The organism is Chryseobacterium sp. 27AL, assembly GCF_057815395.1.
The window spans coordinates 1-25,660 of record NZ_JBYRIW010000004.1; the positions used below are offsets into that span (position 1 = coordinate 1).

General features: G+C 35.9%; 25 protein-coding genes, 3 tRNA genes and 1 pseudogene. 15 read left to right on the plus strand and 14 right to left on the minus strand.

Annotated elements, in window-relative coordinates; all coding sequences use genetic code 11:
• A pseudogene (locus AC3WV0_RS08980) lies at positions 1–104 on the plus strand (ISAon1 family transposase); the annotation flags it as partial.
• A gap of 182 nt (positions 105–286) precedes the next feature.
• On the opposite strand, the gene AC3WV0_RS08985 reads toward AC3WV0_RS08980, so the two are convergent.
• The 6 genes from AC3WV0_RS08985 to AC3WV0_RS09010 all read right to left on the minus strand — a co-directional run bounded on the left by AC3WV0_RS08985 (position 287) and on the right by AC3WV0_RS09010 (position 2,844).
• Positions 287–358, minus strand: a tRNA-Glu gene (locus AC3WV0_RS08985).
• Between the two features lie 94 nt (positions 359–452).
• Positions 453–524 (minus strand) — tRNA-Glu (locus tag AC3WV0_RS08990).
• Between the two features lie 11 nt (positions 525–535).
• Positions 536–790 carry a 30S ribosomal protein S20 gene (gene rpsT, locus AC3WV0_RS08995; protein WP_042721082.1) on the minus strand — a complete coding sequence of 85 codons (255 nt, stop codon included), beginning with the start codon at positions 788–790 and terminating at the stop codon, positions 536–538.
• A gap of 67 nt (positions 791–857) precedes the next feature.
• Entirely contained in the window at positions 858–1,178 is a 321-nt protein-coding gene (locus tag AC3WV0_RS09000; RefSeq protein WP_089856295.1) for a hypothetical protein, read from the minus strand.
• Between the two features lie 251 nt (positions 1,179–1,429).
• Positions 1,430–1,501 (minus strand) — tRNA-Glu (locus AC3WV0_RS09005).
• A gap of 56 nt (positions 1,502–1,557) precedes the next feature.
• Positions 1,558–2,844 (minus strand): N-acetylmuramoyl-L-alanine amidase family protein, encoded by a 1,287-nt coding sequence (locus AC3WV0_RS09010; protein WP_488845797.1) that lies wholly within the window; start codon positions 2,842–2,844, stop codon positions 1,558–1,560.
• Between the two features lie 65 nt (positions 2,845–2,909).
• Here AC3WV0_RS09010 and AC3WV0_RS09015 point away from each other — a divergent pair, with 65 nt between their 5' ends.
• From AC3WV0_RS09015 to AC3WV0_RS09025, 3 genes are all read left to right on the plus strand, one after another.
• Positions 2,910–5,498 carry a putative LPS assembly protein LptD gene (locus tag AC3WV0_RS09015; RefSeq protein ID WP_488845798.1) on the plus strand — a complete coding sequence of 863 codons (2,589 nt, stop codon included), beginning with the start codon at positions 2,910–2,912 and terminating at the stop codon, positions 5,496–5,498.
• Between the two features lie 68 nt (positions 5,499–5,566).
• Complete coding sequence (locus AC3WV0_RS09020; RefSeq protein ID WP_488845799.1) at positions 5,567–5,947, plus strand: RidA family protein; 381 nt, start codon at positions 5,567–5,569, stop codon at positions 5,945–5,947.
• A complete protein-coding gene (locus AC3WV0_RS09025; RefSeq protein ID WP_488845800.1) occupies positions 5,947–6,399 on the plus strand; it encodes a hypothetical protein in 453 nt (150 codons plus the stop codon). Before AC3WV0_RS09020 ends, AC3WV0_RS09025 begins: the two co-directional genes overlap by 1 nt.
• A 64-nt stretch (positions 6,400–6,463) precedes the next feature.
• Here AC3WV0_RS09025 and AC3WV0_RS09030 read toward each other — a convergent pair whose 3' ends face one another.
• Positions 6,464–7,996 carry a trypsin-like peptidase domain-containing protein gene (locus tag AC3WV0_RS09030; RefSeq protein ID WP_488845801.1) on the minus strand — a complete coding sequence of 511 codons (1,533 nt, stop codon included), beginning with the start codon at positions 7,994–7,996 and terminating at the stop codon, positions 6,464–6,466.
• 337 nt (positions 7,997–8,333) lie between these two features.
• Here AC3WV0_RS09030 and AC3WV0_RS09035 point away from each other — a divergent pair, with 337 nt between their 5' ends.
• Genes AC3WV0_RS09035 through AC3WV0_RS09045 form a run of 3 tightly spaced genes read left to right on the plus strand, consistent with a single transcriptional unit; the run spans position 8,334 to position 10,398 of the window.
• A complete protein-coding gene (locus AC3WV0_RS09035) occupies positions 8,334–9,584 on the plus strand; it encodes a peptidase U32 family protein (protein WP_488845802.1) in 1,251 nt (416 codons plus the stop codon).
• Entirely contained in the window at positions 9,584–9,814 is a 231-nt protein-coding gene (locus tag AC3WV0_RS09040; protein WP_488845803.1) for a ferredoxin, read from the plus strand. The genes AC3WV0_RS09035 and AC3WV0_RS09040 overlap by 1 nt, the downstream gene beginning before the upstream one ends.
• A 5-nt stretch (positions 9,815–9,819) precedes the next feature.
• Positions 9,820–10,398 (plus strand): 5-formyltetrahydrofolate cyclo-ligase, encoded by a 579-nt coding sequence (locus AC3WV0_RS09045; protein WP_488845804.1) that lies wholly within the window; start codon positions 9,820–9,822, stop codon positions 10,396–10,398.
• On the opposite strand, the gene AC3WV0_RS09050 is transcribed toward AC3WV0_RS09045, so the two are convergent.
• A complete protein-coding gene (locus tag AC3WV0_RS09050) occupies positions 10,344–10,928 on the minus strand; it encodes a hypothetical protein (protein ID WP_488845805.1) in 585 nt (194 codons plus the stop codon). The genes AC3WV0_RS09045 and AC3WV0_RS09050 overlap by 55 nt on opposite strands.
• A complete protein-coding gene (locus tag AC3WV0_RS09055; RefSeq protein ID WP_488845806.1) occupies positions 10,912–12,075 on the minus strand; it encodes a hypothetical protein in 1,164 nt (387 codons plus the stop codon). Before AC3WV0_RS09055 ends, AC3WV0_RS09050 begins: the two co-directional genes overlap by 17 nt.
• Positions 12,076–12,259: 184 nt before the next feature.
• Here AC3WV0_RS09055 and AC3WV0_RS09060 point away from each other — a divergent pair, with 184 nt between their 5' ends.
• The gene (locus AC3WV0_RS09060) at positions 12,260–12,529 is read left to right on the plus strand and encodes a hypothetical protein (protein WP_488845807.1); all 270 of its coding nucleotides are present in this window, start codon (positions 12,260–12,262) and stop codon (positions 12,527–12,529) included.
• Positions 12,530–12,612: 83 nt separating this feature from the next.
• Here the strand turns inward: AC3WV0_RS09060 and AC3WV0_RS09065 are convergent, their stop codons facing one another.
• Both AC3WV0_RS09065 and AC3WV0_RS09070 read right to left on the minus strand, forming a co-directional pair.
• Positions 12,613–13,380, minus strand: a complete 768-nt coding sequence (locus AC3WV0_RS09065; protein WP_488845808.1) for a TrmH family RNA methyltransferase — start codon at positions 13,378–13,380, stop codon at positions 12,613–12,615.
• Between the two features lie 96 nt (positions 13,381–13,476).
• Entirely contained in the window at positions 13,477–14,793 is a 1,317-nt protein-coding gene (locus tag AC3WV0_RS09070) for a DNA recombination protein RmuC (RefSeq protein WP_488845809.1), read from the minus strand.
• A 388-nt stretch (positions 14,794–15,181) separates the two neighbouring features.
• Here AC3WV0_RS09070 and AC3WV0_RS09075 point away from each other — a divergent pair, with 388 nt between their 5' ends.
• Positions 15,182–15,841: an SGNH/GDSL hydrolase family protein gene (locus AC3WV0_RS09075; protein WP_488845810.1), complete on the plus strand. Its 660-nt coding sequence runs from the start codon at positions 15,182–15,184 to the stop codon at positions 15,839–15,841.
• Positions 15,842–15,918: 77 nt separating this feature from the next.
• Here the strand turns inward: AC3WV0_RS09075 and pncB are convergent, their stop codons facing one another.
• Together pncB and AC3WV0_RS09085 are read right to left on the minus strand one after the other, a co-directional pair.
• On the minus strand, positions 15,919–17,097 hold the full coding sequence (gene pncB, locus AC3WV0_RS09080; protein WP_488845811.1) for a nicotinate phosphoribosyltransferase: 1,179 nt from the start codon (positions 17,095–17,097) through the stop codon (positions 15,919–15,921).
• A gap of 85 nt (positions 17,098–17,182) precedes the next feature.
• Positions 17,183–17,659 (minus strand): Dps family protein, encoded by a 477-nt coding sequence (locus tag AC3WV0_RS09085; RefSeq protein ID WP_488845812.1) that lies wholly within the window; start codon positions 17,657–17,659, stop codon positions 17,183–17,185.
• Between the two features lie 341 nt (positions 17,660–18,000).
• Here AC3WV0_RS09085 and rpsL point away from each other — a divergent pair, with 341 nt between their 5' ends.
• The 6 genes from rpsL to AC3WV0_RS09115 all read left to right on the plus strand — a co-directional run bounded on the left by rpsL (position 18,001) and on the right by AC3WV0_RS09115 (position 22,929).
• Positions 18,001–18,414, plus strand: coding sequence for a 30S ribosomal protein S12 (rpsL, locus tag AC3WV0_RS09090; protein ID WP_002983146.1), 414 nt, complete (start codon positions 18,001–18,003; stop codon positions 18,412–18,414).
• Positions 18,415–18,436: 22 nt separating this feature from the next.
• Positions 18,437–18,913 (plus strand): 30S ribosomal protein S7, encoded by a 477-nt coding sequence (rpsG, locus tag AC3WV0_RS09095; RefSeq protein WP_072883914.1) that lies wholly within the window; start codon positions 18,437–18,439, stop codon positions 18,911–18,913.
• A gap of 6 nt (positions 18,914–18,919) precedes the next feature.
• Positions 18,920–21,037: an elongation factor G gene (gene fusA / locus AC3WV0_RS09100; protein ID WP_488845813.1), complete on the plus strand. Its 2,118-nt coding sequence runs from the start codon at positions 18,920–18,922 to the stop codon at positions 21,035–21,037.
• A 16-nt stretch (positions 21,038–21,053) separates the two neighbouring features.
• On the plus strand, positions 21,054–21,359 hold the full coding sequence (gene rpsJ / locus AC3WV0_RS09105; protein ID WP_002661363.1) for a 30S ribosomal protein S10: 306 nt from the start codon (positions 21,054–21,056) through the stop codon (positions 21,357–21,359).
• A 162-nt stretch (positions 21,360–21,521) separates the two neighbouring features.
• Positions 21,522–22,349 carry a GLPGLI family protein gene (locus tag AC3WV0_RS09110; RefSeq protein WP_488845814.1) on the plus strand — a complete coding sequence of 276 codons (828 nt, stop codon included), beginning with the start codon at positions 21,522–21,524 and terminating at the stop codon, positions 22,347–22,349.
• Positions 22,350–22,428: 79 nt separating this feature from the next.
• On the plus strand, positions 22,429–22,929 hold the full coding sequence (locus AC3WV0_RS09115) for a low affinity iron permease family protein (protein ID WP_488845815.1): 501 nt from the start codon (positions 22,429–22,431) through the stop codon (positions 22,927–22,929).
• A gap of 14 nt (positions 22,930–22,943) precedes the next feature.
• Here the strand turns inward: AC3WV0_RS09115 and AC3WV0_RS09120 are convergent, their stop codons facing one another.
• Positions 22,944–25,646, minus strand: coding sequence for a hypothetical protein (locus AC3WV0_RS09120; protein WP_488845816.1), 2,703 nt, complete (start codon positions 25,644–25,646; stop codon positions 22,944–22,946).
• Between the last annotated feature and the right edge of the window lie 14 nt (positions 25,647–25,660).

Sequence of the window (25,660 nt, forward strand, 5' to 3'; positions counted from 1 at the left end):
CTGCCGAATCCTTCAATGCTAAAATCAAAAACTTCAGATTACAACTGCGAGGGGTAAAAGATAAATCGTTTTTTCTGTTCAGATTATCCAAACTTTTTGCATAGTCCCCAACTTTTGAAACTGATCCGAAATAGTATCCACTTGTTTTGATTTTTCCAAATATTGTGATACGAATAATGAAATTAAAGTATTGCAACTGTCTTTTTAAATTTCCAAAACCATTATAAAAACAAAAACCTCACAAATTAACTTTGCAAGGTTTTAAATATTGTTATCCTAGGATTAGTAGCCCGTAGGGGAATCGAACCCCTCTTACCAGAATGAAAATCTGAGGTCCTAACCGATAGACGAACGGGCCAGCTATCTTCCACTGTTTCCAGTGTGTTAGTTTTTTTGTTTTTATAAGTTTCAACTCTTATTAATAATCATCAGGTTAGATCATGATTATTTTGTAGCCCGTAGGGGAATCGAACCCCTCTTACCAGAATGAAAATCTGAGGTCCTAACCGATAGACGAACGGGCCAACTATACTTATTAAGCTAGTTTATTAACGTGCTTAGTTAATTTGCTTTTTAAGTTAGCAGCTTTATTTTTGTGGATAATATTTTTCTTAGCTAATTTATCCAACAAAGAGATAACTTTTGGCAATTGTTCTGCAGCAGCAGCTTTATCCTCTTCGTTTCTTAACACCTTCATTGCTGTTCTAGCAGTCTTGTGGTAGTATCTGTTACGAAGTCTTCTTACTTCGTTTTGTCTAATTCTTTTTAATGCTGATTTATGATTTGCCATATCGTTCAAATGTGAGTGCAAAAGTATAAACTTTTTTTTTATCTACCAAATTTATCTTTAAAATTTTTCAATTTTCTTCTGATAAATATTTCCGTAGTTTATCGATTGCCTGTTCTATTTTAATATTCTCTTCTTCTCTTTCTAATTTTTTGATGGTTGCCGTAAGCATGGCCATCGCGTTGTTCCATTCTCCAGTGGTATTGGTGAAGGTAAGTCCGTCAATCGTTACTGCAAAATCGACTCTTTCTCCTGTCCTGTAAAGTCTGAAACTTATTTTTTCATCACTGCCTGTAATCCCGCCTTCATTGATCTTTAAATCGTAACTTTTTGGGTTAGAGTGGATTTTTTTAAAAAGCAATTTTGCCTCTTGTATTTTTAAATCCGGCATGATAATTTGTGGCTTATCAGGAATAATCATTCCCCGTTAAAGCGGTGCAAAGATAATATTTTTTTCTTTTTAACAAAATACCTGCTTATTTTTTTGAGATATTTTTTCCGTAAACTATTCTCTGTCAGAATGAATTTTTTATTCATATCAATTATATTTCTCTAATCATAATCCATATATAATATGAATATTTTAAACAAAAATCCCTTTCAACGATGGTTAAAAGGGATTTGCTTTAAATAGTAATTGAGTAGCCTATAGGGGAATCGAACCCCTGTTGCAAGAATGAAAATCTTGAGTCCTGACCACTAGACGAATAGGCCCAATTTTGAGGTTGCAAAAGTAGCTATTAACTTTTTAACTTCAAAATTTTATCGTGTCATTTAGACACTTTTTGAATGACCGTATTCTTAATTCCTTTAGCTTCAAGATCTTTCTGAAGTTTTACCGCATCTTCCAGGGTGAAGACTTTTCCGTAGGTGTAATAGAAAACACCGTTTTCCTTGTTTCGGTCAACATCTTTCAGTGTCTGAAGAATGAATGAGTTACCGTTCAGTTTATCTCCCGTGTAGACTTCAATCGTGTAATAGCCGGTATTCAGTCTCTGATTTGGCATAAATCCAACCGCATAAGCATTCCGGAAGCCTGCATCTTTTGCTGTTTTGATATTGATATCTCTTACAGAAGCCAGGTTTGTTACTCCATAATAGTATTTATATTGTCCGTTTTCTTTAATAGGTAAAATATAATTCAGTCCTTTCAGAGCCGGGTCTCCATCGTTGTACTTTGTTGGAGAGCTTAATAATAAGATTCTGAAATCATTTTTCAGGGCAACTTCTACAGGTTTTTCCGGTTCAGGCTTTTTTGTTGAGACTGCATATCCGGATTTGCGGTCAATCGCCTTTTTATAATCGATAACCGCTTTATATATACTTTCTGCGATTTCGTCCTGACCTTTTTCTGATGCCAGATAATGACTTTCTTCCGGATGATTGATAAATCCAGTTTCTATAAGTACGGAAGGCATGGCATTCATACGAAGTACGTGCAGGTTTTTCTGCCATACGCCTCTGGATGTTCTTTTATCTTTGTTGACGAAATTTTCTTCTACCAGGCCTCCTAAAAGCAAACTGGATTCAAGATATTTACTTTGCTGAAGTTTCAGGGCAATAAGGGATTCCGGAGAACTTGGATCGTACGAACCAAAGGTCTGCTTATCCTTTTCATCTAAAAAGATTACATCATTCTCTCTCTTGGCAACTTCCAGGTTGGTGTCATTCTGATCGGGTCCCTGTACAAAAGTTTCCGTTCCATAGGCTGTTGGCTTTTTAGAAGAGTTACAGTGTATGGAAATAAAAAGATCCGCCTTGCTCCTGTTGGCCAGGTTGGTTCTGTCCGAAAGAGAAGGATATTCATCTATTTTTCTTGTATATATTACTTTAAAGTCTTTGTTCTTTTCAAGCATTGCCCCTACCTTTAGGGTAATCGCAAGGGTGATGTCTTTTTCTGCAATTCTGCCTATATCTGCATAGGTTCTGTTGGCTCCGTGGTCATTTCCCCCATGCCCTGCGTCAAGAACAATGGTGAATTTCTTCTGCGAAAAAATAAAGTTGATCGAAAGAATAAGGAGAAATGATAAAATTATTTTAAAATTTACTTTGTGCATCCTACAGTTTTAAAAATTATATTAATTTTGAGCCTTAATTATATATCATAAATATAACAAATAAATTGGCCAAAACCGTCTCCAAAAATATATTACAAATTTTAATTATCCTAATTTTTAACAATTTTTTAGCACAGGAAACTCCTGAAAAATTGACTAAAAATACGGTTAATGATACTATTCCCAAGCAAGATACGATCGTTCTGAAAAAAGAACCTCTCGAAAGTGTTCTTCAGACCAAAGCAGACTATAACCGCCGGGATTTTCAGAAAAAAATGATCTATCTCAACAAGAATGCCCAGGTAAAATACCAGGATGTGCAGATTGATGCAGACTATATCTCTATTGATGAGTCTAAGAGTCTCATGTATGCCCGTGGGAAGCAGGATTCTTTGGGAAAATACATCGAACCTGCGGTTATTACACAGGCCGGCAAAAAGTATGAAACCGACGAGTTTCAATATAATACAAAAACAAAAAAAGCCATCGCTTTTAACGCCAGAACGGAAGAAAGTGAAGGGGTAATTGTTGCTGAAAAAACAAAGAAGTATAATGATTCCGTTTTTGCGATGAGACGGGCGAATTATACCACCGATGATTATTTCATTAAAAAGAAAGATACCGCGGCAGATTATCATTTGCGTGCTTCTAATATTAAATTGGTGAAGACCAAAAATAAATCCTCCATTATCTCAGGACCTATTCAGATGTATATCGAGCAGGTTCCTACACCGCTTATCATGCCTTTTGCTATTTTACCGTTTTCGGATAAAAGATCAGCAGGTATTCTTATACCGAGTTTTGGGGAAAGACAGGACGTTGGGTTTTTCCTGAATGGACTGGGATATTATCAGCCGATCGGAGAGCATTTTGACCTTAAAATTCTTTCAGATATTTATACGAAAGGAAGCTGGAACTTACGCCCGGAAATGAATTATGTAAAAAAATACCGGTATTCGGGTAATTTTTCTGCAGATATCGGAACGGCCGTACGAGGAATTAAAGGTCTTGATGATTATGGCAAAACAAGTACTTACAGAATTGCATGGAGACATACCCAGGATACGAAAGCAAACCCTTTCCTAAATTTTTCAGCATCCGTGGATATCGTGAGTACGAAATTTTATAACAATACGCTGAATAACAATTATATTTTAAATCAAAATGTATTAAACACCCAGCAGAATTCAACGGTTACCATTACCAAAAGGTTTTTGAAACTGCCGTCAACCATTACTGCAACAGCTTCCTATTCCCAGAATTTTGCTACCGGATTATCAGATCTTCGTTTGCCGCAGATGAACGTAGCTATTAACCAGTTTTATCTTTTCGGATCAAAAACGGGAACGAGAACAGGATTATTGGAAAATATTACGGTAAACACGGGCCTTAATCTTACCAATTTCGTGCAGACTAATGAAGGAGAGCTTTTCACTGCAGCCATGTGGGATAAAATGCAAACCGGACTTAAAAATAATATTGCACTAGGGACCAACACTACGATTGCAAAATATTTTACTTTCAGTTTGGGAGCCAATATTGATAATGCGCTCACGACAAAAACCATCAAAAAATATTATGATCCTCTATTAAACAGGCCTGTTACTGAAACCAATAAAGGGATATCAGGATATTCTACATTTTCTACCACTGCAAGTCTTCAGACTACTTTATATGGGCAGGCAAACTTTAAAAAAGGTTCGGCCATTGAAGCGATCAGACATATGGTGACACCGAGCATAGGATTTACTTATTCTCCGGATTTTGGTGGTTCAGGGTTTGGATATTATAAGAATTATTATGATGCAAACGGTGCTTTAACGCCCTATTCTATATTTGAAGGAGGAATCATCGGAAGCCCGAGCAGCGGAATGGTTGGTGCATTAGGATTCAATATCGGAAACAATATTGAGATGAAAGTAAGATCTAAAAATGATTCTACAGGGGTAAAAAAACTGAAGATATTTGAATCATTAAATCTTTCCGGAAGCTACAACTTTGCTGCGAAAGACCACCCGTTTTCTATAATTACCATTAACGGGCAGTCTTCATTCTTTAATAATAAATTAAACGTCAATACAAGTTTGTCATTAGATCCTTATAAAATTGTATATCTGCCGGGTCAGGATACCGGGATGAGAACGGAAGATCTTGGAGGATTCAGTGTGCAGGGGTTCAACGTGCAGCTTTCTTATCCGTTGAGCAGCGAGATATTTGGAGAAAAAACAGATTATGCCAAAAAATATCAGGCGAAAGGTGAAGTGAGAAATGAAAATTATTATTTTGACGATGACAATTATGCCCACTTTGATCAGGCATGGACTTTAAATGTAAATGCCAATTATGCCTACACCAAAAGCTACGCTTCCAGAACTCCTACAAGACTGGCTTCGGTTGGTCTTGACGGAAGTATAAAGCTTACCCCGTACTGGAATATCAATGGTAGCACCCATTATGATATGGTAACCAAGCAACTGGCGTATACCAGAATTGGTTTCTCCAGAGATCAGCGAAGTTTTACGATCAATTTCAACTGGGTTCCTTTCGGACAGTATAAAGTATATGACTTCTTCATTGGGATCAAAGCCAATATCTTAAGTGATGCTTTAAAATATAAAGACAGAAGTTTTACACAGCCGAATGCACCATTCTAGCATTAGATTTGATATTTGATTATAGAAATAGAATATAAATTTTATATTTGCACCCAAAATAAATTCTAATGAAAAAAATAATCAACACTGTAAATGCTCCTGCAGCTATCGGACCTTACTCACAAGCCAATATGGCAAACGGGATTCTTTATATCTCTGGTCAGATTCCTGTAGATCCTACAACAGGTAAATTGATGGAAGGTATTGAAAAAGAAACGCATCAGGTAATGAAAAACCTGGAAGCAATTCTTACAGAAGCAGGAATGACTTTTAAGAATGTTGTAAAAGCTACCATCTTTCTGAAAAATATGGATGATTTTGCGGTAATGAATGATATTTATGCATCTTATCTGGATGCTGAAAGCTTCCCGGCTCGTGAAACTGTACAGGTTTCCTGCCTGCCGAAAAATGTGGATATCGAAATTTCTATGATTGCTCATCAGGATTAATGAATTTTATAAGGAATACAATTGCGGTTATTGTAGGTCTTGGGATCGCCGGGCTTATTATTACTCTTGGTATAAGGGTGTTTCCGCAATGGGTTACTTTTGACGCTTTTGCTCCGTTTGAGCATTGGGAGAGATTTCTTCAGAGTATGCAGCATGATGATGCGTTCTTTGGCTTTCTTTTATTCATTTCCGGATTAGGAACTACGGTGGGTGGTGTAGCAACAGCGATGATTGTTAAATATGCAAAGGTTGCTTATGCTATTCTTATTGGATTTATCATGCTGTTCCTGGCTATGCTGGACGTTATCATTTTTCCTTATCATCCGACATTTTATAAGATCTCTATTTTTCTTACTTTCTTTCCTTTTTCATGGATTGGAGGTAAAATAGTGGAAATCATCTATGAACGCCAAAAGAAAAAAAGGATCTCCGAAAAGGTAAATCAATCATAATTAAAATAAAAAATCGCTGCAAGACTGCAGCGATTTTTGTTGATATGAAAGTTAAGTTGATATCTTAAGGCATTTTGAATCCTCTGGTATAAATTTGGCCATATCCATCCACAAATTTTACCGATACATTTCCTGAGTATTTGTCAAGAATCTTTTCAACATCTTTTTGTGAATTAACAGGTTTACCATTAATTTCCATTATAATGTATTCGTCTACAATTCCAATCTTAGCAATCTCACCACCTTCTGAAACATTTTTAGCAGTAACCCCACTACTTAGACCGAAGTTTGTTTTAATTCTGTCACTAAGCGGTTCAAATTCTGCCCCAATTTTTTCAGTTACACTAAGATCAGCCTTTGTTCTCGTGCTGGTTCCTCCTTTTTGGTCTCTCAATGTAACGGTTGCAGTATTTTCTTTACCATTTCTCAAATAGGTTACAGCTACTTTATCTCCAGGACGTTTGCTGCCAATGGCAACTGATAAATCTGCAAAATCAGTGACTATTGTATTGTCAATTTTAGTAATGATGTCGCCAGATTTTAATCCTGCATCTTCAGCACCGCTGTTATCTCCAAAGCCAGTTACATACACTCCTGATCCTGCTTTAATATTGGTTTTTTTCTCTCTGTTATAAGCAGCTACCTGGATATCATTGGATAAATCTAAAGACTGTACCCCAAGGAATCCTCTCTGTACAATACCGAATTTTTTGATATCCTCAATAATCTTACGTGCTAAATTTGAAGGAACCGCAAATCCGTATCCCTGATAATATCCTGTTGTAGACTGGATGGCTGAGTTGATACCGATCAGATCTCCATTCGTATTCACAAGCGCACCTCCTGAGTTTCCGGGATTGATCGCCGCATCGGTTTGAATGAAGCTTTCAATAGGATTGGCAGCTTTCCCTTGTGAGCTTAAAATTCCGATACCCCTTCCTTTCGCTGAAACAATACCTGCTGTAACGGTAGAATTAAGCCCCAGCGGGTTTCCTACAGCAAGTACCCATTGGCCTACCTCAATATTGTCAGAATTAGCAAAATTTAAATAAGGAAGACCTTTTTCTTCAATTTTTAACAGTGAAATATCCGTATTTGGATCTGTACCAACCAATGTGGCGATATAAGATTTTTTGTTGCTTAAAACAACTTCCAGCTTATTGGCGCCAGCCACCACGTGATTATTTGAAATAATATAACCATCAGGAGAAATGATCACACCCGATCCCATTCCTGAAGGCATATTGTCCGGGGCCTGTTGTTGCTGTCTTTGTCTTTGCTGACCTCTCCCTCCAAACGGATCTCCGAAAAAGAAATCAAAAAGATCCTGTTCAGAAGCTCGGCTCGAAGATCTTGACTGATAGTTTTTAATAGTAACCACGGCAGGCACTGTTGTCTTAGCAGCTTTTACAAAATCATCCCCAACAGCAGCAGAATTCATCCCTGCAAAACTGACATTGGATGCCGATTTTGTAAAATATGTCTGGTCCGGACTGTTGGAATCATGGTTGAAATATTGTAGTGTTCCAACGGTAGTAGCTCCTGAAATAACCCCTACTACAGCAAATGGTAATAGTTTTTTTAAAGTACTCTTCATTGTATATCTTTTCTTTATTGTTTTATTTTACTGATGAATTTTTCGTTTTATTGAAAACAAATTTAATGCTAAATAGGTATGCACTTGGCATGTAATGTTTCAATTTTAACTAAAATTTAACAGGAATAGGAATATTTTATGTATTATGTCATAATCCTGAAATTCTCATTAACATATCTTAAAATATTATTAAAGACAAAATGTCATACTCTATGATGCATTTTAAAAATTAAAGTTAAATATATAATATTTTTATCTTCATAGAGGTTGTAATATTTGCTGATAAATAGACTCAATTGAAAATTGCTTATCTTTGCAAAAATTTTCTCAACAAGAAATGACAAAAAGCGGAAAAATAGAACTGATGTCTCCTGCCGGTGATTTTACATCCCTCCAGGCGGCTATAGATAATGGAGCAGACTCTGTATACTTCGGAGTTGAGCAGCTGAATATGCGTGCAAGAGCGACAATGAACTTCACGATTGAAGACCTGCCTGAGATCTCCAGAAGATGTGCAGAAAAGGGAGTAAGAACTTATCTTACGCTTAATACAATTATATATGACCATGACCTTTCCATTATAAAAACTCTTCTTGACAAAGCAAAAGAAGCGAACCTTACTGCTGTTATTGCAATGGATCAGGCTGTTATTGCCTATGCGAGACAAATTGGCATGGAAGTACATATTTCAACACAAATCAATATCACCAATATTGAAACAGTGAAATTTTATGCTCTTTTTGCCGATACTATGGTAATGAGCCGTGAGTTGAGTATTTCTCAAATTAAAAAAATCTGCTCACAGATAGAAAAAGAGCAGGTGAAAGGTCCTTCGGGAAATCTTGTTGAGGTTGAGATTTTTGGTCATGGAGCACTTTGTATGGCTGTCTCAGGAAAATGCTACCTAAGTCTTCATTCTGCCAACTCTTCTGCCAACAGAGGCGCATGTAAACAAAACTGCCGTAAGAAATATACCGTAATTGATCAGGAAACAGGTTTCGAGATCGAGCTTGATAACGAATATATGATGTCTCCTAAAGATCTTTGTACCATAGGATTTTTAGATGAAATTGTAGATGCCGGAGTTAAAGTTTTGAAAATCGAAGGTAGAGGAAGGGCACCCGAATATGTAGCGACGGTTACGAAATGCTATAGAGAAGCAATTGATTCTATTGCAGACGGTACTTTCTCCCAAGAAAAGGTTGCGGAATGGATGACTAAACTTGAAACGGTTTATAACAGAGGATTCTGGAGCGGTTATTATCTTGGACAGGAATTGGGAGAATGGTCTTCAAATTCTGGATCCAGTGCAACGCAGAAGAAGGTTTATATCGGAAAAGGAAGACATTTCTATCCAAAATCCAATATCGCTGAGTTTTTAATTGAAGCTTATGACCTGAATGTTGGTGACAGCGTTCTTATACAGGGACCTACAACAGGATCTCAGGAGATGGTAATTGAAACTATGATGGTAGATGAAAAAGGAGATTCCGAAAAAGCTACAAAATCTGACGTAATTACGTTCCCTACCAAGTTCCGCGTACGACCGAGTGACAAACTTTACAAAATTGTAAAAGAAGTTAATTAATGGTCATTGTTACGCTTCAGAGAGATAAATGCATAGGGTGTAATTATTGTGCAGAATTTGCACCGGAATATTTCAGGATGTCTAAAAAAGACGGAAAATCGGTATTGCTGAAAACAATAGATAAAAAAGGTTTCTATACTCTTAAAACACCGAATCCTGAAGCACTTGAACCTTGTGATAAAGCCGCAAAAGCTTGTCCGGTAAAAATTATTTCAGTAAAAATGATCTGATTATTATGCTAAAAGCTGAGCTTAGGAAAATATATATGCAAAAAAGAAAAGCCTTGTCTGATGATGAGGCTTTCTTGTTATCTGAAGCTGTTTTTAAAAATTTTGTTGAATATTTTAAACCGGTTTCAGGAGATAAGGTTCATATATTTATCCCGATTGCTAAATTTAAAGAGATTGATACGCAACGGTTTATTCATTATTTTTTCAGCCGGAATATCAGGGTTTTTGTTCCTAAAATAGTGGATGCAAAGCTGATTTCGGTAGAAATTTTTAATAATACAAAATTTGAATTTAATCAGTGGAATATTTCAGAGCCTGTTTCGAATGAAGATTCCGGGATTTTTAATTTTGATTACATTATTACGCCATTGCTTTATGCTGATAAAAATGGCAATAGAGTAGGATATGGCAAAGGTTTTTACGACGGTTTTTTTGATAGTATCTCTAAAGAATCAAAAAAAATCGGAGTTAATTATTTTAACCCCGATGAAAATATCGATGATGTCTGGGAGAATGATATTCCGCTGGACTATCTGGTAACTCCTACAGATGTACTGTCTTTCTTCAATAAAGGATTGGAATAAAAATTCAGAAAGAAAAATTTGAACTCTTTCTTCGTATTAGGCGTGGAAACAAGAATGTATTGTGCATTTTTCTCAAAAGTCCCCAATGATTTATTTTTATTGTCAAAATATTCTACATTAAATTTTGCAAAATCCAGCGTGTCCTGATTATGCAGATTTTTGTAAACTTCCAGATTATTGACTTTTACGGATTTTACCTTCAAACTGTCAAGTTCATGAAACAGGTTTTTAAAAGTAAGGCTGTCAGGCTTATGAAAATAACTTTGCATCTGCGAATAAATTACAGTATCAATCTCTGTATTTCTGTTTCCTGACAGGTAAAGTGTTGAAAGATCAAGAAGTTCCTGAACTTTTTGTTTTGTGATATAATTGATTGCCTGGGCACTGTCCATCTGTACCGCAGGATATGTTTTGGTATTATTGCTGTTTCTGAGCTTATCCAGATCACTGATTTCTGTTTTTTTATTATTACAGGAAATAAATGCAAGAAGCAATAGGGTAACAATTAAAAAGTTATTTATTTTTTTCATCTGTTGCAATTTTAAATTTGATGGAGATGATTTTTCCGTTGTTATCTTTTTTCATTTCTATTACACTTAAATTCTTCAGTGAAGTGGTGGGGGTAGTTACGAGTGTAATATATTTCTGTTTATCCAGTCTTTCGATGCCGTAGATATTATTGTCGTAGATCTGGTAAATGACAGCATTATTACTGATTAGGCTTTCGAGCTGGTTTCTTTTTCTTTTAAGTTCATCAGGATCGCCGTTGGCATCTTTAATCGAGAAATAATAAGCTGCCATTTTGTAATCATCTGGTTTAAGCTCGATAATTTCTTCATCCGGCGCATTCTCAAGACTCCGGTTAATTTCCAGGTACTCATAGAATGGCGAGCTGATCTGCATTTTCAGATTTTTATCCTTCGTGGAGTAATAAAAACATTCTCCCGGTTTTATTTTATAAAGAATAGGTGATTCATTTTCCTTGATCACTTTTATTTCTAATGTATTCACAACACCAACTCCTCTGTCTGCATCCGTAAAACAATATTTATATGTTTTTGAAAAAAGAGCATCTTTAAATCCTAAAAGGCCGGTGAGAACCACCAAAATTGACGTCACAATAGCCCAAACATTTTTTCTGACGAAATTTTTATTAGATTTTATCTGCTCCGCATTAACAATTGTTGATGTTTCGGCATTTTGGTTAAATATCTGATTGTCAGTAGTTGATTTTTGTAAATCTGTGTTTTCTGATGCTTTTGTTATCTGTTTTTGTAACGGAATGTCGTTGTCAGGGAGAGACGGTGCCAAAGAAACCGTTTTCTCAAGTTCCTGAAGATTTTCATTGCTGGCATCTTCGTCATCCTGTAGCAATTCACCGGCAAAAAGATGTTGTTTCTTAAATTCGTACCATGAATCGTAACCCGCATAAATACTCAGTAAATTGAGCATATCAATACGGGGAAGTTTGGTGACCGGTGAGTTTTTAAAGTAGGTGTAAAAAGATTTTTCGCTAATGTTTCCCTTAGCTTTTTTCCGAAGATCTTCCTGAAAATAGATGATATCAATTCCCTTCCATTTAGAAATATCATCATAGGAAGGGGTATATTCTTTCAAATATTGAGCCTGTACGTCCCTTTTCAGCTGCTCAAAATGTAATAGATCTAAATCCGTCAATTTATTTTAAAATAATTAAATTATTGATTATCAGTTATGTTTATTTGTAAAACTGTTTTACAAAGGTATTACAATTATTTTTCATAAACAAATTTTCTATCTGCTATACCTTTGTCTTGTTCAAATAACCGAACAGAGAAAAGATTTTATAAAACAATATTAACAAAATTAAATTTAATTTATTATGAAAAAGTCATTATTCGTAGCTGCTATCGCTGCAATCTCTCTAGTTGCTTGTAAAAAAACTGAAGCTAACTCTACTGAAACTGCTACTGATTCAGTAAACGCTACAGCTGATTCAGCTACTGCTGCTATCGATTCTACAGCTAACGCTACTGTAGATACAGTAAAAGCTAACGCTGATGCTGCTAAAGATTCAGTTAAAGCTGATGCTAAAGTAGCTAAAGAAGAAGTTAAAGCTGAAGCTAAGAAAGAAGATGCTGCTAAAAAATAATTAAAGCACGCTTTAAAATAAAAGAACCGCTCACCCAGTGATGCGGTTTTTTTATGCTTATAAATCATCAATGGTGGATCGTATTATGATTTTTTCTGTCTCAGCGTTTCATAACAGGTAATCGCGACCGCATTACTCAAATTAAGGGAATCTATGCTTCCGCTCATAGGGATAAGTGTATTTTTTCCTTTATTTATCCAAAATTCACTTAAGCCTGAATGTTCCGTTCCAAATACAACAGCGGATCTCTCTTTGAAATCTCTTGTGTAAAGATCCTGTGAGCTTTCATCCATAATGGTAGTATAGATCTGATATCTGTTTTTGTTAAGAAACTCCATGGTCTGCTCATTATCAGCCTGAAATACATGCATTCCAAAAAGACAGCCTACACTTGAGCGGATGACATTGGGATTGTAGAAGTCAGTTTTTCCGTCAGATACGATCAGTGCATCAATCCCGAACGCTTCACAGCTCCTTAAAATAGCCCCCAAATTGCCGGGTTTTTCTACGCCTTCTACTACAATGATGGTAGAATCTTCTTTAGGAACGAAAGAAAGCAGGTCTGATGTTTTTGTCTTGTAAATACCGATAATGCCTTCCGAACCCCCACGATAAGCTATTTTTTCATATACTTTTTCGCTTACGAAATGAATTTTCCCTTCCGGCAGTTCTTGTTGAAAAATATTTTCACAGATAAAAAATTCAACAGGTTTAAATCCGAAGGTCTGTGCACGCTCGTTTTCCTGCTGCCCTTCAACAGCAAAAACATCTGATTTTTTTCTAAACCTGTTGTCCGTAAGAAGTTTGTTGATATATTTTACTTTTTCGTTCTGAAAGCTTTCTATTAACATTCTGCAAAATTATGTAAAATTATTTTTAAGATGCTTTTAAATCAGATTTAGCACAAAAATTCAAGTTAATTCGACTGGTGACATTTGTAGCTTTACTTAATCATTTGGAAGATCGAGATAAATTCCAGAATCGTCTATTTGGCTTTGAGGGGAATTTAATTCTGAAATTTCCTCATTAGACTTTGCCCTTGTAACAAGATTTTCAGGAAGAGATTTTGTAGATTTTGCACCCATTATTTTTAACCTTTGGGCAGCAGTTACTAAGTTGCCTCTGCCGTCCACAAGCTTATTCATTGCTCCTTCATACTCAAGTTTTGCTTCTTCCATCTTTTTTCCAATTTTGAGAAGATTGGCAACAAAACCTTCAAATTTATCATATAAGGCTCCTGCTTGACGGGCTATTTCAATAGCATTATTCTGTTGTTTTTGATTTGTCCACATACTATCAATGGTTCTCAATGTTGCTAATAATGTAGATGGTGTCACAATAACGATGTTTCTTTCAAAAGCTTTATTGTATAGTTGATTGTCATCATTTAATGCAATTGCAAAAGCCGGTTCTATAGGTATAAACAATAGTACAAAATCGGGACTTTGCATTTCATACAGATTATGATAATTTTTTATACCTAATTGTTCGATATGTCTTTTTAAAGAAATAATATGTTCTTTTAGGAATTGAGTTTTTACTTCGTCATTTTCTTCATTTACATATTTTTCATACGCAACCAAGGATACTTTGGAATCGATAATCATTTTTTTTCCATCAGGAAGATTTACGATTACATCCGGCTGAACACGGTTTCCATCGTTTGTTAAATGGCTTTTTTGAATTTCATATTCACGTCCTTTTTCAAGTCCTGATTTTTCTAAAACTCTTTCTAAAACTAATTCACCCCAGTTTCCCTGCATTTTGCTATCTCCTTTTAATGCCTTAGTCAAATTTAAAGTTTCCTTACTCATTTGAACATTTAGATCTTTTAATCCAATAATTTGCTCTCGTAAAGCTGCATGATAATCAATACTCTCTTTATGAGTGGTTTCTACCCTTTTTTCAAAATTATTTATTTTTTCTTGAAGCGGATGAAGTAGGTTTTTGATATTTAATTGATTTTGCTCTGTAAACTTTTCAGCTTTTTCCTCAAGAATTTTATTTGCAAGATTCTCAAACTGTAATTTAGATTCTTCCTGAATTTTTGTGATCTCTTCTTTTTGGGTTTCAAGAGATTTCAGCAGGCTTTCATTGATGGCGGAAAGTTCTGAGTTTTTTGCAAAAAGAGATTGCTTTTCTGCCAACAGGCTTTCGATTTGGGAAGTTTGTTTTGCATGCAGTTGTTTTTGCTCCAGGAATTGAGTGTTTAATGAAGCATGTTCTGCCGAAATTTTGGCAAATTCATTTTTAAGATCATTCATTAGATCGGTCTGCTGCAGATTCAATTCTTTATCATCAATAATATTTTGATTCAGCTCCTGAATTTTGAGATTTGAATTTTCAAGATCTGCACGGGTCCTGATGTAAAGATTGTTCAGCTCGTCAAAAGAATTTCTTGAAATCATAGATGATTTCAAAGCAAAATATTGGATGGCTGCTCCGATTATTCCGCCTGCGATACAGCCTATAATTAAATAAATGATCTCCATTTTCCAAAATTACAAAAAGGAAAATTGATTTCTTTTACGGGAAACCGTAAGTTCTATTTCATTAATGATTTTTCTTGAAAATTCTTTTAAGTAATGGATTTAATTGTTTCAAGGCGTATATTTGTTTAGTTGTTTCATCAATTTAAATATTAATACATTTATGAAATTGTTAATTATTACAGCTCTTATTTTTTCATCAGTCTTATCAGCGCAGGATTTTGCCAATTATGCCAAATATGAAAAGCAGAACCAGGAAGTTTTATCTAAAAATATAGCTCCGAATACTGTATTCATGGGAGATTCTATTACCGAAGGCTGGTTTTCTACGGATCCGTCATTCTTCACTAAAAATAATTTTGTGGGCCGAGGAATCAGCGGGCAGGTGACTTCTCAAATGCTGCTTCGATTCAGGGAAGATGTTATTAATTTAAAGCCAAAACGTGTTATTATTCTCGCCGGGACGAATGATATTGCTGAAAATCAGGGGCCTATTTCTCTGGATAAGGTCTTTGGAAATATTGTTTCAATGGCAGAGCTGGCAAAGGTGAATAATATTAAAGTTGTTTTATGTTCCGTTCTTCCTGCTTATGATTTTGGCTGGAGAAAAGATATGCATCCGGCGGAAAAGGTGATTGCTCTCAATAAAATGATTGAGGGATATGCAAAAAAGCACAACATTCCTTATGTGGATTATCATTCCGAAATGAAAGATGCACGAAATGGGCTTGACAAAATTTACACGCAGGACGAAATTCATCCGACGGCTAAAGGTTATGAAAAAATGGAAGCAATCTTAATGAAAAAACTGAGTAAGAATTAAGGAATTTCTATAATCACTACTGTAACTATAAGTAAAAGAGGGTGATAAAATTAAACTCATCAATTCTTCTCGTTGTATTAGTTTTTGATTCTTAAAAATTCTTTTGCCAGTTCGATCATTTTAGGATCTCCTGTATATTTCCCATGTTCATCGGAAAGTTTTACAGTAGGGATCCATTCGTGGTTTGGTGCCTGAACGCCAATTAATTTCATTACAATATTCATTGGTCTCAAACCAACATCATTGGTCAGGTTGGTACCGATTCCGAACGATACTCCGATTTTCCCTTTGCAGTAGTTGGTGATTTCTTCTACCTTTTCGAGATTTAATCCATCAGAAAATATAATATATTTGAATAAAGGATTAATGCCATGTTTTTGGTAATGAGCGATTGTTTTGTCCGCAAATTCAAGAGGATCGCCGCTGTCATGTCGTACTCCGTCAAAAAGCTTGGCAAATTTCTTATCAAACTGCTGAAAGAAAACGTCCGTAGTGTAGGTGTCTGATAGTGCAACTCCCAAGTCACCTCTGTAGACGTCTACCCAATGTTCCAGTGCCAAATCATTGGCCATTTTAAAGCCATATTCGGCGGCATGAAACATAAACCATTCATGGGCGTGTGTTCCGATAGGTTTTACACCATATTTCATTGCAAAATGTACGTTTGAACTTCCAATGAATGTTGAATTCTTTTTCTGTGTCAGCGTTTCCATGACAAGATTTTGCACTTTATAGGAATGTCTTCTTCTGGTGCCGAATTCAGCAAAGTTTACTCCGAGTTTTGCAAGGGTTTCTGCTTTTTCAAAGGTTTTTCCGGTGACTGTTTCGTTAGAATCTCTTTCCATGTGGTTCATTTCGTAATGAAGTTCACTGATCAGGGCAAGCAAAGGAACTTCCCAAAGAATCGTTCTGTACCAAAGCCCTTCCACAATAACAGAAAGTTCACTTCCTTCCTGGTGAATTTTTACTTCAGACGGATCATAGTGGTAGCCTTCGAGAAAATCCAGATAAGGAAGATCAATGTATGGACATGTTCTTTCCATGAATTTCTTTTCGTCTTTGGTAAGTTTAAGTTCGGCCATCTTGTTAACTGCTTCTCTCAGGGCAGCATCAAAGCCCTCAGGAAACTGATGTTTTCCTCTGTTGATGAATTCATATTTTACGATAGAGCCGGGGAATAATTTTACCACAGCATTCTGCATTGTTATTTTATAGAAATCGTTGTCCAGAATGGAGGTTAATCGCACATTATGCATGATTGTGTAATTTATACGCAAATATAATTAATAAAAATAAAATCACCTAAATATAAGGTGATTTTTTATTTTACTGTTAAATTTATTACTTTCCAAGATATGAATTGTACATCCATACTTCTTTTTCCTGTTCAGTGATGTAATCGCTCATCTGGGAATTGGTTCCTTCATCTCCTGCTTTTTCTGTAATGTCTAAAAGTTCTCTTTGAAGGTCAATCACAACTTTAAAAGAATTTAAAATAATTTCCACACTTTTAGCTCCGTCGCTTACTTCCTGACTTTCTTTGATGGTAGCTACTTTAAGGTAGTCGGAATAATTGTGTGCAGGGGTAGCGCCCAACGTTAATATTCTTTCGGCAATTTCGTCGATTTTTAACACAAGATTGTTATATAACTCTTCAAACTTCGGGTGAAGGGTAAAAAACTGGTCTCCTTTAATATTCCAGTGAGAGCCTCTTGTATTCTGATAAAATACGGAATAATTTGCTAAAAGGATATTTAATTTTTCTGCGATCTGTTGGCAGTCGGCTTCCTGAAGGCCGATGATGTTAGAATTTTTCATATAATATGGTAGTTTATTTTCTTGAAACAAATTTAAGTAAATATTATGCCGAATTCTAAAAGTGCTGATTGATGATGCTTATCTTTAAAATTTTTATAATTCATTAAGAAATTAGTACTTAATAAATTGCTAGTCAGAATAAGTATTAAAAATTAACAATAATTTAATTAAACCGGAAATAATTATTATCTCCACCTATTTGCCGGTTTTGCGCTGAAATCCTCATGTTGTAATAAAATTTCTTTTTTAAGGAGTTAAAGTGTTGATTTTTATTTTCATGCAGGTGTTTGCTAATTAAAAAATTATTTATATTTTTGCACCCTAAAATAAAAAGCAATTAAATGCCTACTATTCAACAATTAGTAAGAAAAGGAAGAGCCACGCTTGCCAAGAAGAGCAAATCGGCTGCCCTTGATTCTTGTCCACAAAGACGTGGTGTATGTACGAGAGTATATACTACTACACCGAAGAAACCGAACTCTGCACTTAGAAAAGTTGCAAGGGTAAGACTTTCTAACGGTAAAGAAGTTAACGCCTACATCCCGGGCGAAGGACATAATCTTCAAGAGCACTCGATAGTATTGGTAAGAGGCGGAAGGGTGAAAGACCTACCGGGAGTACGTTACCACATCGTAAGAGGTGCATTAGACACTGCAGGTGTAAATGGAAGAACACAGAGAAGATCGAAGTATGGAGCTAAGAGACCTAAACCAGGTCAGGCAGCTGCAGCACCAGCAAAAGGAAAGAAAAAATAATCATTAAATAAGGAATAAGACAATGAGAAAGACGAAAGCGAAAAAAAGACCGTTGTTACCAGATCCGAAATTTAATGATCAGTTGGTAACTAGATTCGTAAATAATTTGATGCTTGACGGTAAGAAGTCAATCGCATTCAAAATTTTCTATGATGCGTTGGATATTGTAGAAACTAAAAAAGGTGATACTGAGAAAACAGCCCTTGAAATCTGGAAAGATGCATTAACAAACGTAATGCCTCACGTAGAAGTACGTTCCAGAAGAGTAGGTGGAGCTAACTTCCAGATCCCGATGCCAATCAGAGCTGATAGAAAAATCTCTATGGCCATGAAATGGTTAATCAAATATTCTAAAGCCAGAAATGATAAATCTATGGCTTTGAAATTAGCTAACGAAGTTGTAGCTGCTTCAAGAGAAGAAGGTGCTGCTTTCAAAAAGAAAACCGATACTCACAAAATGGCGGAAGCTAACAAAGCTTTCTCACACTTCAAATTCTAATCTGAAATGGGAAGAGATCTTAAATATACAAGAAATATTGGTATTGCCGCTCATATTGATGCCGGTAAGACGACCACTACAGAAAGAATTTTATTCTATACAGGTAAAACTCACAAGATTGGTGAGGTTCACGAAGGTGCCGCTACAATGGACTGGATGGAGCAGGAAGCAGAAAGAGGTATCACCATTACTTCTGCTGCAACTACTTGTTCTTGGAACTTCCCGACTGACCAGGGGAAAACTTTACCTGAAACTAAACCTTATCACTTCAACATCATCGATACACCGGGACACGTTGACTTCACTGTAGAAGTAAACAGATCTTTAAGAGTATTGGATGGTCTTGTATTCTTATTCTCTGCCGTAGATGGAGTAGAGCCTCAGTCTGAAACAAACTGGAGACTTGCTGACAACTACAAAGTAGCGAGAATGGGATTCGTAAACAAAATGGACAGACAGGGTGCTGACTTCTTGAACGTTGTAAAACAAGTAAAAGAAATGTTAGGATCTAATGCAGTTCCAATCGTTTTACCAATCGGTGCTGAAGAAGATTTCAAAGGGGTTGTAGACTTAATCAAAAACAGAGCGATCATCTGGGATGACGCAGGACAAGGTGCTACTTTCGAGGTAGTTCCAATTCCTGACGATATGAAAGATGAAGTTCTTGAATATAGAGAGAAATTAGTAGAAGCTGTTGCTGACTACGATGAAACTTTGATGGAGAAATTCTTCGAAGATCCGGATTCAATTTCTGAAGACGAAATCAACGAAGCTTTAAGAAAAGCGACTATCGACCTTTCTATCATTCCTATGACTTGTGGTTCTTCATTCAAGAACAAAGGCGTTCAGTTCATGTTGGATGCAGTTTGTAAGTATCTTCCTTCTCCACTGGATAAGGATAATATCAAAGGAACTGATCCTAACACAGACGCTGAAATCGAAAGAAAGCCAGATGTAAAAGAGCCTTTCTCTGCATTAGCATTCAAGATTGCTACTGACCCGTTCGTAGGTAGATTAGCATTCTTCAGAGCATATTCAGGAAGACTTGATGCTGGTTCTTACGTTTTGAACACAAGATCAGGAAACAAAGAAAGAATCTCAAGAATCTATCAGATGCACGCTAACAAGCAAAATCCGGTTGAGTTTATCGAAGCTGGAGATATCGGTGCAGCTGTAGGATTTAAAGATATCAAAACAGGAGATACCTTATCTGATGAAAAGAACCCAATCGTTCTTGAATCGATGATCTTCCCGGATCCGGTAATCGGTATCGCTGTTGAGCCTAAAACGAAAGCTGACCAGGATAAAATGGGTAACGCTTTGGCTAAATTAGCTGAAGAAGATCCAACTTTCCAGGTTAAGACTGACGAGGCTTCAGGGCAAACAATCATCTCTGGTATGGGTGAGCTTCACTTGGATATCATCGTAGACCGTATGAGAAGAGAGTTCAAAGTAGAGGTTAACCAAGGTCAGCCTCAGGTAGAGTACAAAGAAGCACTTACACAAACAGCTAACCACAGAGAAGTTTACAAAAAGCAATCTGGAGGTAGAGGTAAGTTTGCGGATATCGTATTTACTATCGGTCCTGCAGACGAAGGTAAAGTTGGTCTTGAATTCATCAATGAAATCAAAGGGGGTAACATTCCTAAAGAATTCGTTCCTTCAGTTGAAAAAGGTTTCAGAGAAGCAATGAAGAACGGTCCATTGGCCGGGTTCGAAGTTGAGGCAATGAAAGTTGTTTTAAAAGACGGATCTTTCCACGCCGTTGACTCTGACCAGTTATCATTCGAATTGGCTGCTAAATTAGGTTTCAAAGAATCTGGTAGAGCTGCTAAAGCGGTTATCATGGAACCAATCATGAAGCTTGAAGTGGTAACTCCTGAAGAATACATGGGTGATATCGTAGGTGACCTTAACAGAAGAAGAGGTACTGTAAACGGTATGGATGACAGAAATAACGCTAAAGTTATCAAAGCTTTCGTTCCGCTATCTGAAATGTTCGGTTATGTAACTTCATTAAGAACATTATCTTCTGGTAGAGCAACATCTTCTATGGAATTCGAAAGATATGAAGCTGCTCCGCAGAACATTGCTGAAGAAGTAATCGCTAAAGCAAAAGGTTAATTTAAATTAGATTAAAATGTCACAAAGAATCAGAATAAAACTTAAGTCTTACGATTACAATTTGGTAGATAAATCTGCTGAGAAAATCGTAAAAACGGTAAAGGCTACCGGTGCTGTTGTAAACGGTCCGATTCCATTGCCAACAAACAAGAGAATCTTCACTGTGTTGAGATCTCCACACGTAAACAAGAAAGCAAGAGAACAGTTCCAACTTTCTGCTCACAAGAGATTGATGGATATCTACTCTTCTTCTTCTAAAACGGTTGATGCTCTAATGAAATTAGAACTTCCTTCTGGTGTAGACGTAGAAATTAAAGTGTGATAATTGCCTGAAGGCCAAAAGTCTTTAATGCAAATCAAACTTTGCTATGATAATAAATCCCTTTTCGAAAGAAGAGGGATTTTTTTATTTAATAAAATGTTAAAATTAGTATTATGTATTGCAAGGTTCTGTTTTATATGTATATTTGCTAAAAATGTTACTATGAAAAAATTTCTACTTGTAATGATATTGTTAAGCTTATCATTTAATGCACAAACCCATCGATTTATTTATGAATATCATTTTAAGATGGATTCTGCTTCTCCGGAAAAAAGAAAAGTAAGTATGGTCCTTGATGTAAATCCGGATCGGGTAAAATTTTACAATTATGATTTTGTAGTCACCGATTCAATTAACAAAACAAGAGGTGAGAATAATGTGATATGGGATGATACTCCTGCGCTTACGAGAAAGAAAAATTCTACGGTCAATTCCAATTATATTATGGTTCAGAATATGTTTGTGGTAGAAACAAATGACAAAATGAATTGGAAGCTCGATAACGAGACAAGAATCATCGGCGGGTACAAAGTTCAGAAAGCAACTACAAAATATGGAGGCAGAAATTGGACTGCCTGGTTTACGAAAGACATCAATCTAAGTGAAGGACCGTATAAATTTCAAGGTTTACCGGGAATGATCTTTGAAATTTATGATGATAAAGATAATTTTAAGTTTTCTTTGGTAAAAAGTTATAAAATCCCTGAAACATACGAAACATTTGGAATTCTTGAGAACTTTGGCGGTCAGAAGCCGGTTAAAATTCCTGAATCCAGGCTTAAAAAACTGATGCTTGATTATTATAATGATCCGCTTCATACGTTTAAAGAGCATTATAAAAATAATACCAATCCTGATGCACATTTTATGGTCATGGGAATTGAGGTAAAACGACCTGAACAGCTCAAAGAGCTCTCTGAAATGATGCAGGAAAATATTAAGAAAAATAATAATCCTATAGAAATTGATAAAGCAATAAAATACAATTAACCTTATCATCAATTATTTAATCTAAAACTCTGCTGTTTCGGCGGAGTTTTTGCTGCCTCTTTATTGAAAAATTAATATTATGTCTAAATCAGATCAAAGCATATTTGAAAGATTTTCAAATTGGGCAACAAAGTTTACGGGAAGTTCGTATGCTTTTATAGGGGCGACTATTATCGTTATTGCCTGGGCAATTTCCGGGCCTATCTTCAATTACTCTGAGACATGGCAGCTTGTCATTAATACCGGAACGACAATTATTACCTTTCTGATGGTATTCTTAATTCAAAAGGCTCAGAATAAAGATTCAAAAGCAATTCAGATAAAATTGAATGAGCTGATCGCAGCCAACGAGAAAGCCAGTAACAGAATTGTTGATATAGAAGATTTAACAGAAAAAGAGCTCGATCAACTCCACTGCTATTACGAAAAGCTGGCCGATTTTGCAGAGGAAGACAATGACATTCATTCTTCCCATTCCATTGATGCAGCACAGCGAAATCAGGATTATAAAGATAAGCTATTCAGAAAAAAACATGAAGAATGGCTAAGAGAGCAGGAACAAAAAAAGGAATCTATCTGATTCCTTTTTTTGTATTAATGCATGAAATAATTAAAATACGTACAACTTCCCAACAGATCTTTGGCCGTTTCCGTATCGGCATACTGTGATTTAAGCAGCGCAAAATAAGTTCTGTATTTTTGGTTTTTAATCTGATCAAGCTGTTTCTGGTAAGCATCGCTTTTCTGGCTGTATTGAGGGTCAGAATAATCAACTTTTGAAGGATTTTTAGCTTCGTACTGATAATACTTCCCTTGTTCTGCACTTGCCATCTGGAAGAGAATTCTTGCCTTCTGTTCTTTATCGGATGAAATGTCTAATGCTTTTTTATAATAACCAATAGCCAGATCAAAATTATCCGGTTCGATATAAGTTCTGTCCAGGAAATTTTTATAATAATATTGGTAAGGATTTTTTCGGTCTGAAGTTTGGAAATCGTATTTTCCGCCGTTTGTGTTATCTATATCCATCACAAAAAGCTGTCTGTAATATCCAAGAATAGAAGTGTTGTACAAAAGATTTCCTATTAGCTGATTGGCTGCAGCTGCTTCTTGGTTTTTACCTGCTCCAATCTTTTTAAGCTGAATTAAAGCATCAGTCAGTTCCAATTTGTTCATTATCGGTTTTATAAACGGAAATGCTGAATAATCTTCTTTCTTCATACTTTCTTCAGGAGAGCTCTGGTAGCTTTCCCAGACATTATGCCCGAAAACTAGATCAGAAATATTACTGAATCCGTTGTAAGCTCCCGTTGCATATTTTAAAGAAGTGACTTTTTTCTCATCATAATTCCATTCTGATCTTGGAATTCCGGAAAAATTCTGTGCTTTTGTATAGTAGGATCTGGCTTTTTCAAAATCTGCCTGTCTCATCGCTCTGTCGCCATAAATCACAGCGAAAAATGCGTCGATATTTCCTACGTCATTAATATTTTTAGCAATGATCTGCTGTTCAAATTGTGTCTTATTGGGCTTTCTGTAAAAATCTTCAACACTTTTCACCAAGCTGGAGTTCGGATTGTACTGCAGATCCGAAAGCTTGTTATTCATGAGGAAAGACTTTCCGTCTTCACCCTGAAGGAAATAGCGGTTTGCAAGAACATCTTTCAGAAAATCTGCTGTTGAAGGAACTTCACCATAATAATCATATTCATCTGTTTCCGTACTGTCTTTTTTTACTTCAGACTTTTCGGTAAAGTATTCTGAATAGTCTTTCATTAAATGATCTTCGTAATCCGCATCAATCTTCGGCTGGGAAACGATATCATTAAGTACTTTCATTCTTTTGATCTCTTCAAGATATTCTGGATTGGTGGTTTTTATATTTTCAAGAATTTCCGTACTTTCTTTATAATCTTTTTTCAGGAATTTCAGATAAGCGTCAGCAATTTGCCAGTATTCATCCTTGGATTTTTCTTTTGTTTTTGAGGTAAATTTTTCAAGATCATCCAAAAAATCCTTCGTCTTATCATCATACCAATAGTTGTTTCTTGAGAATACCGGAATTCTGTCCGGATTGTCAAGAAGTTCGTCATCACTTTGGTCGGCTTTACTTTCATCCGATCCTTTATCTTTTTTACTGCTGAAAAGATTTTTAAAGAATCTTATAATTTTCTGCCAGAAGGAAAGCTCTTCTTTTTTTGGTTCGGCGCTATTTGAATTATTTTTTACACTGCTGTTATCTGCAGTGTTTTTCTGAGAAGTAACATTATCGTCATTCGAATAATAGTAAATAGGAAGGTAACTCCTCTCTAATTCGTTAATGCTCCGTACTGCCATGACTTTCAGGATTTCTGAATCAGGATTAATTTCAAACATCTTTTCCATCACAGGAATCGGATTGTTGAAATCTTCATAACCCAACAGAAAATAAGCCATATTTTTATCTTCATTTGTATTGGCCCGTTTTAAAATGTTGTTGAAAGATGCTGTATCAGAAAGTTTCATTGAAACAAAAGCAGATTCTTTACGGCTCTTGCTGTCTCTGAACACCTGAAAGAAATTCCAGTTGGCTTCACTGTTCATTCCCAAACCTCTCTGGGCACCGGCAAGCTGGTCAAGTGCCATAATATAAGGAGCGCCTTTCAATCTTAAAGGTTCTACATAAGCCTTAAAAGCTTTTACGGCAGCATCATAATTTCTTGTATAATGGTTAAACCGCACAAGCTGATAACCATATCTTTGTTTGATTTCCGGATTTTTTGCAGCATTATACAATGAAGTCAATGCAGCGATGGTTTTATTATAATCAAGATTGGTTGCATTTTTCCCTGTTCCGGGTTCCCGGTAGTAAAATGAATCAGCACCTTCGATATAATTAATCTTCATATAAGGCTCGAGGTATTTGGCTTCAATGAGATAATCGATCCCTTCATGATATTTCTGGTAGAATCCCGGACCTAGTGTGATCAGAAGCTGATTGGTGGGAGAACCTTTCTTTAAAGCATTAAGATCATTAATGTTCATTTTGTTGACAAGATATTCCGTTTGAGCATAGCTCATCTGATTGTTGAAATATCTTTTCCATGCATCGATATTTTCATCGGGAATCAATGACGATTTGAAATCGGTATAAAATCTGGTCGAATAGCTATGTAAAAAAGGAAGATAAGATTTATCTTTAATAATACTTTGGGTAAAAAGATTAAAGTATTCATAATCCGGATCAGACCAGGCACAGGCAGCAGACTCCGTATAAAAAAGCGAAACAACGGCGAGTGATAGAAGATACTTTTTCATTTATTGAAGTGTTT

Excerpts from the sequence above, each read along its gene's own strand:
- pncB (WP_488845811.1), bottom strand. The coding sequence starts at position 17,097 with ATGCATAATGTGCGATTAACCTCCATTCTGGACAACGATTTCTATAAA.
- AC3WV0_RS09035 (WP_488845802.1), top strand. The coding sequence starts at position 8,334 with ATGACAAAAAGCGGAAAAATAGAACTGATGTCTCCTGCCGGTGATTTT.
- AC3WV0_RS09000 (WP_089856295.1), bottom strand. The coding sequence starts at position 1,178 with ATGCCGGATTTAAAAATACAAGAGGCAAAATTGCTTTTTAAAAAAATC.
- AC3WV0_RS09030 (WP_488845801.1), bottom strand. The coding sequence starts at position 7,996 with ATGAAGAGTACTTTAAAAAAACTATTACCATTTGCTGTAGTAGGGGTT.
- AC3WV0_RS09065 (WP_488845808.1), bottom strand. The coding sequence starts at position 13,380 with ATGTTAATAGAAAGCTTTCAGAACGAAAAAGTAAAATATATCAACAAA.
- AC3WV0_RS09110 (WP_488845814.1), top strand. The coding sequence starts at position 21,522 with ATGAAAAAATTTCTACTTGTAATGATATTGTTAAGCTTATCATTTAAT.
- AC3WV0_RS09010 (WP_488845797.1), bottom strand. The coding sequence starts at position 2,844 with ATGCACAAAGTAAATTTTAAAATAATTTTATCATTTCTCCTTATTCTT.
- fusA (WP_488845813.1), top strand. The coding sequence starts at position 18,920 with ATGGGAAGAGATCTTAAATATACAAGAAATATTGGTATTGCCGCTCAT.
- AC3WV0_RS09050 (WP_488845805.1), bottom strand. The coding sequence starts at position 10,928 with ATGAAAAAAATAAATAACTTTTTAATTGTTACCCTATTGCTTCTTGCA.
- AC3WV0_RS09060 (WP_488845807.1), top strand. The coding sequence starts at position 12,260 with ATGAAAAAGTCATTATTCGTAGCTGCTATCGCTGCAATCTCTCTAGTT.
- AC3WV0_RS09020 (WP_488845799.1), top strand. The coding sequence starts at position 5,567 with ATGAAAAAAATAATCAACACTGTAAATGCTCCTGCAGCTATCGGACCT.
- AC3WV0_RS09115 (WP_488845815.1), top strand. The coding sequence starts at position 22,429 with ATGTCTAAATCAGATCAAAGCATATTTGAAAGATTTTCAAATTGGGCA.
- AC3WV0_RS09040 (WP_488845803.1), top strand. The coding sequence starts at position 9,584 with ATGGTCATTGTTACGCTTCAGAGAGATAAATGCATAGGGTGTAATTAT.
- AC3WV0_RS09085 (WP_488845812.1), bottom strand. The coding sequence starts at position 17,659 with ATGAAAAATTCTAACATCATCGGCCTTCAGGAAGCCGACTGCCAACAG.
- AC3WV0_RS09120 (WP_488845816.1), bottom strand. The coding sequence starts at position 25,646 with ATGAAAAAGTATCTTCTATCACTCGCCGTTGTTTCGCTTTTTTATACG.
- rpsG (WP_072883914.1), top strand. The coding sequence starts at position 18,437 with ATGAGAAAGACGAAAGCGAAAAAAAGACCGTTGTTACCAGATCCGAAA.
- AC3WV0_RS09075 (WP_488845810.1), top strand. The coding sequence starts at position 15,182 with ATGAAATTGTTAATTATTACAGCTCTTATTTTTTCATCAGTCTTATCA.
- rpsJ (WP_002661363.1), top strand. The coding sequence starts at position 21,054 with ATGTCACAAAGAATCAGAATAAAACTTAAGTCTTACGATTACAATTTG.
- AC3WV0_RS09070 (WP_488845809.1), bottom strand. The coding sequence starts at position 14,793 with ATGAATGATCTTAAAAATGAATTTGCCAAAATTTCGGCAGAACATGCT.
- rpsL (WP_002983146.1), top strand. The coding sequence starts at position 18,001 with ATGCCTACTATTCAACAATTAGTAAGAAAAGGAAGAGCCACGCTTGCC.
- rpsT (WP_042721082.1), bottom strand. The coding sequence starts at position 790 with ATGGCAAATCATAAATCAGCATTAAAAAGAATTAGACAAAACGAAGTA.
- AC3WV0_RS09025 (WP_488845800.1), top strand. The coding sequence starts at position 5,947 with ATGAATTTTATAAGGAATACAATTGCGGTTATTGTAGGTCTTGGGATC.
- AC3WV0_RS09045 (WP_488845804.1), top strand. The coding sequence starts at position 9,820 with ATGCTAAAAGCTGAGCTTAGGAAAATATATATGCAAAAAAGAAAAGCC.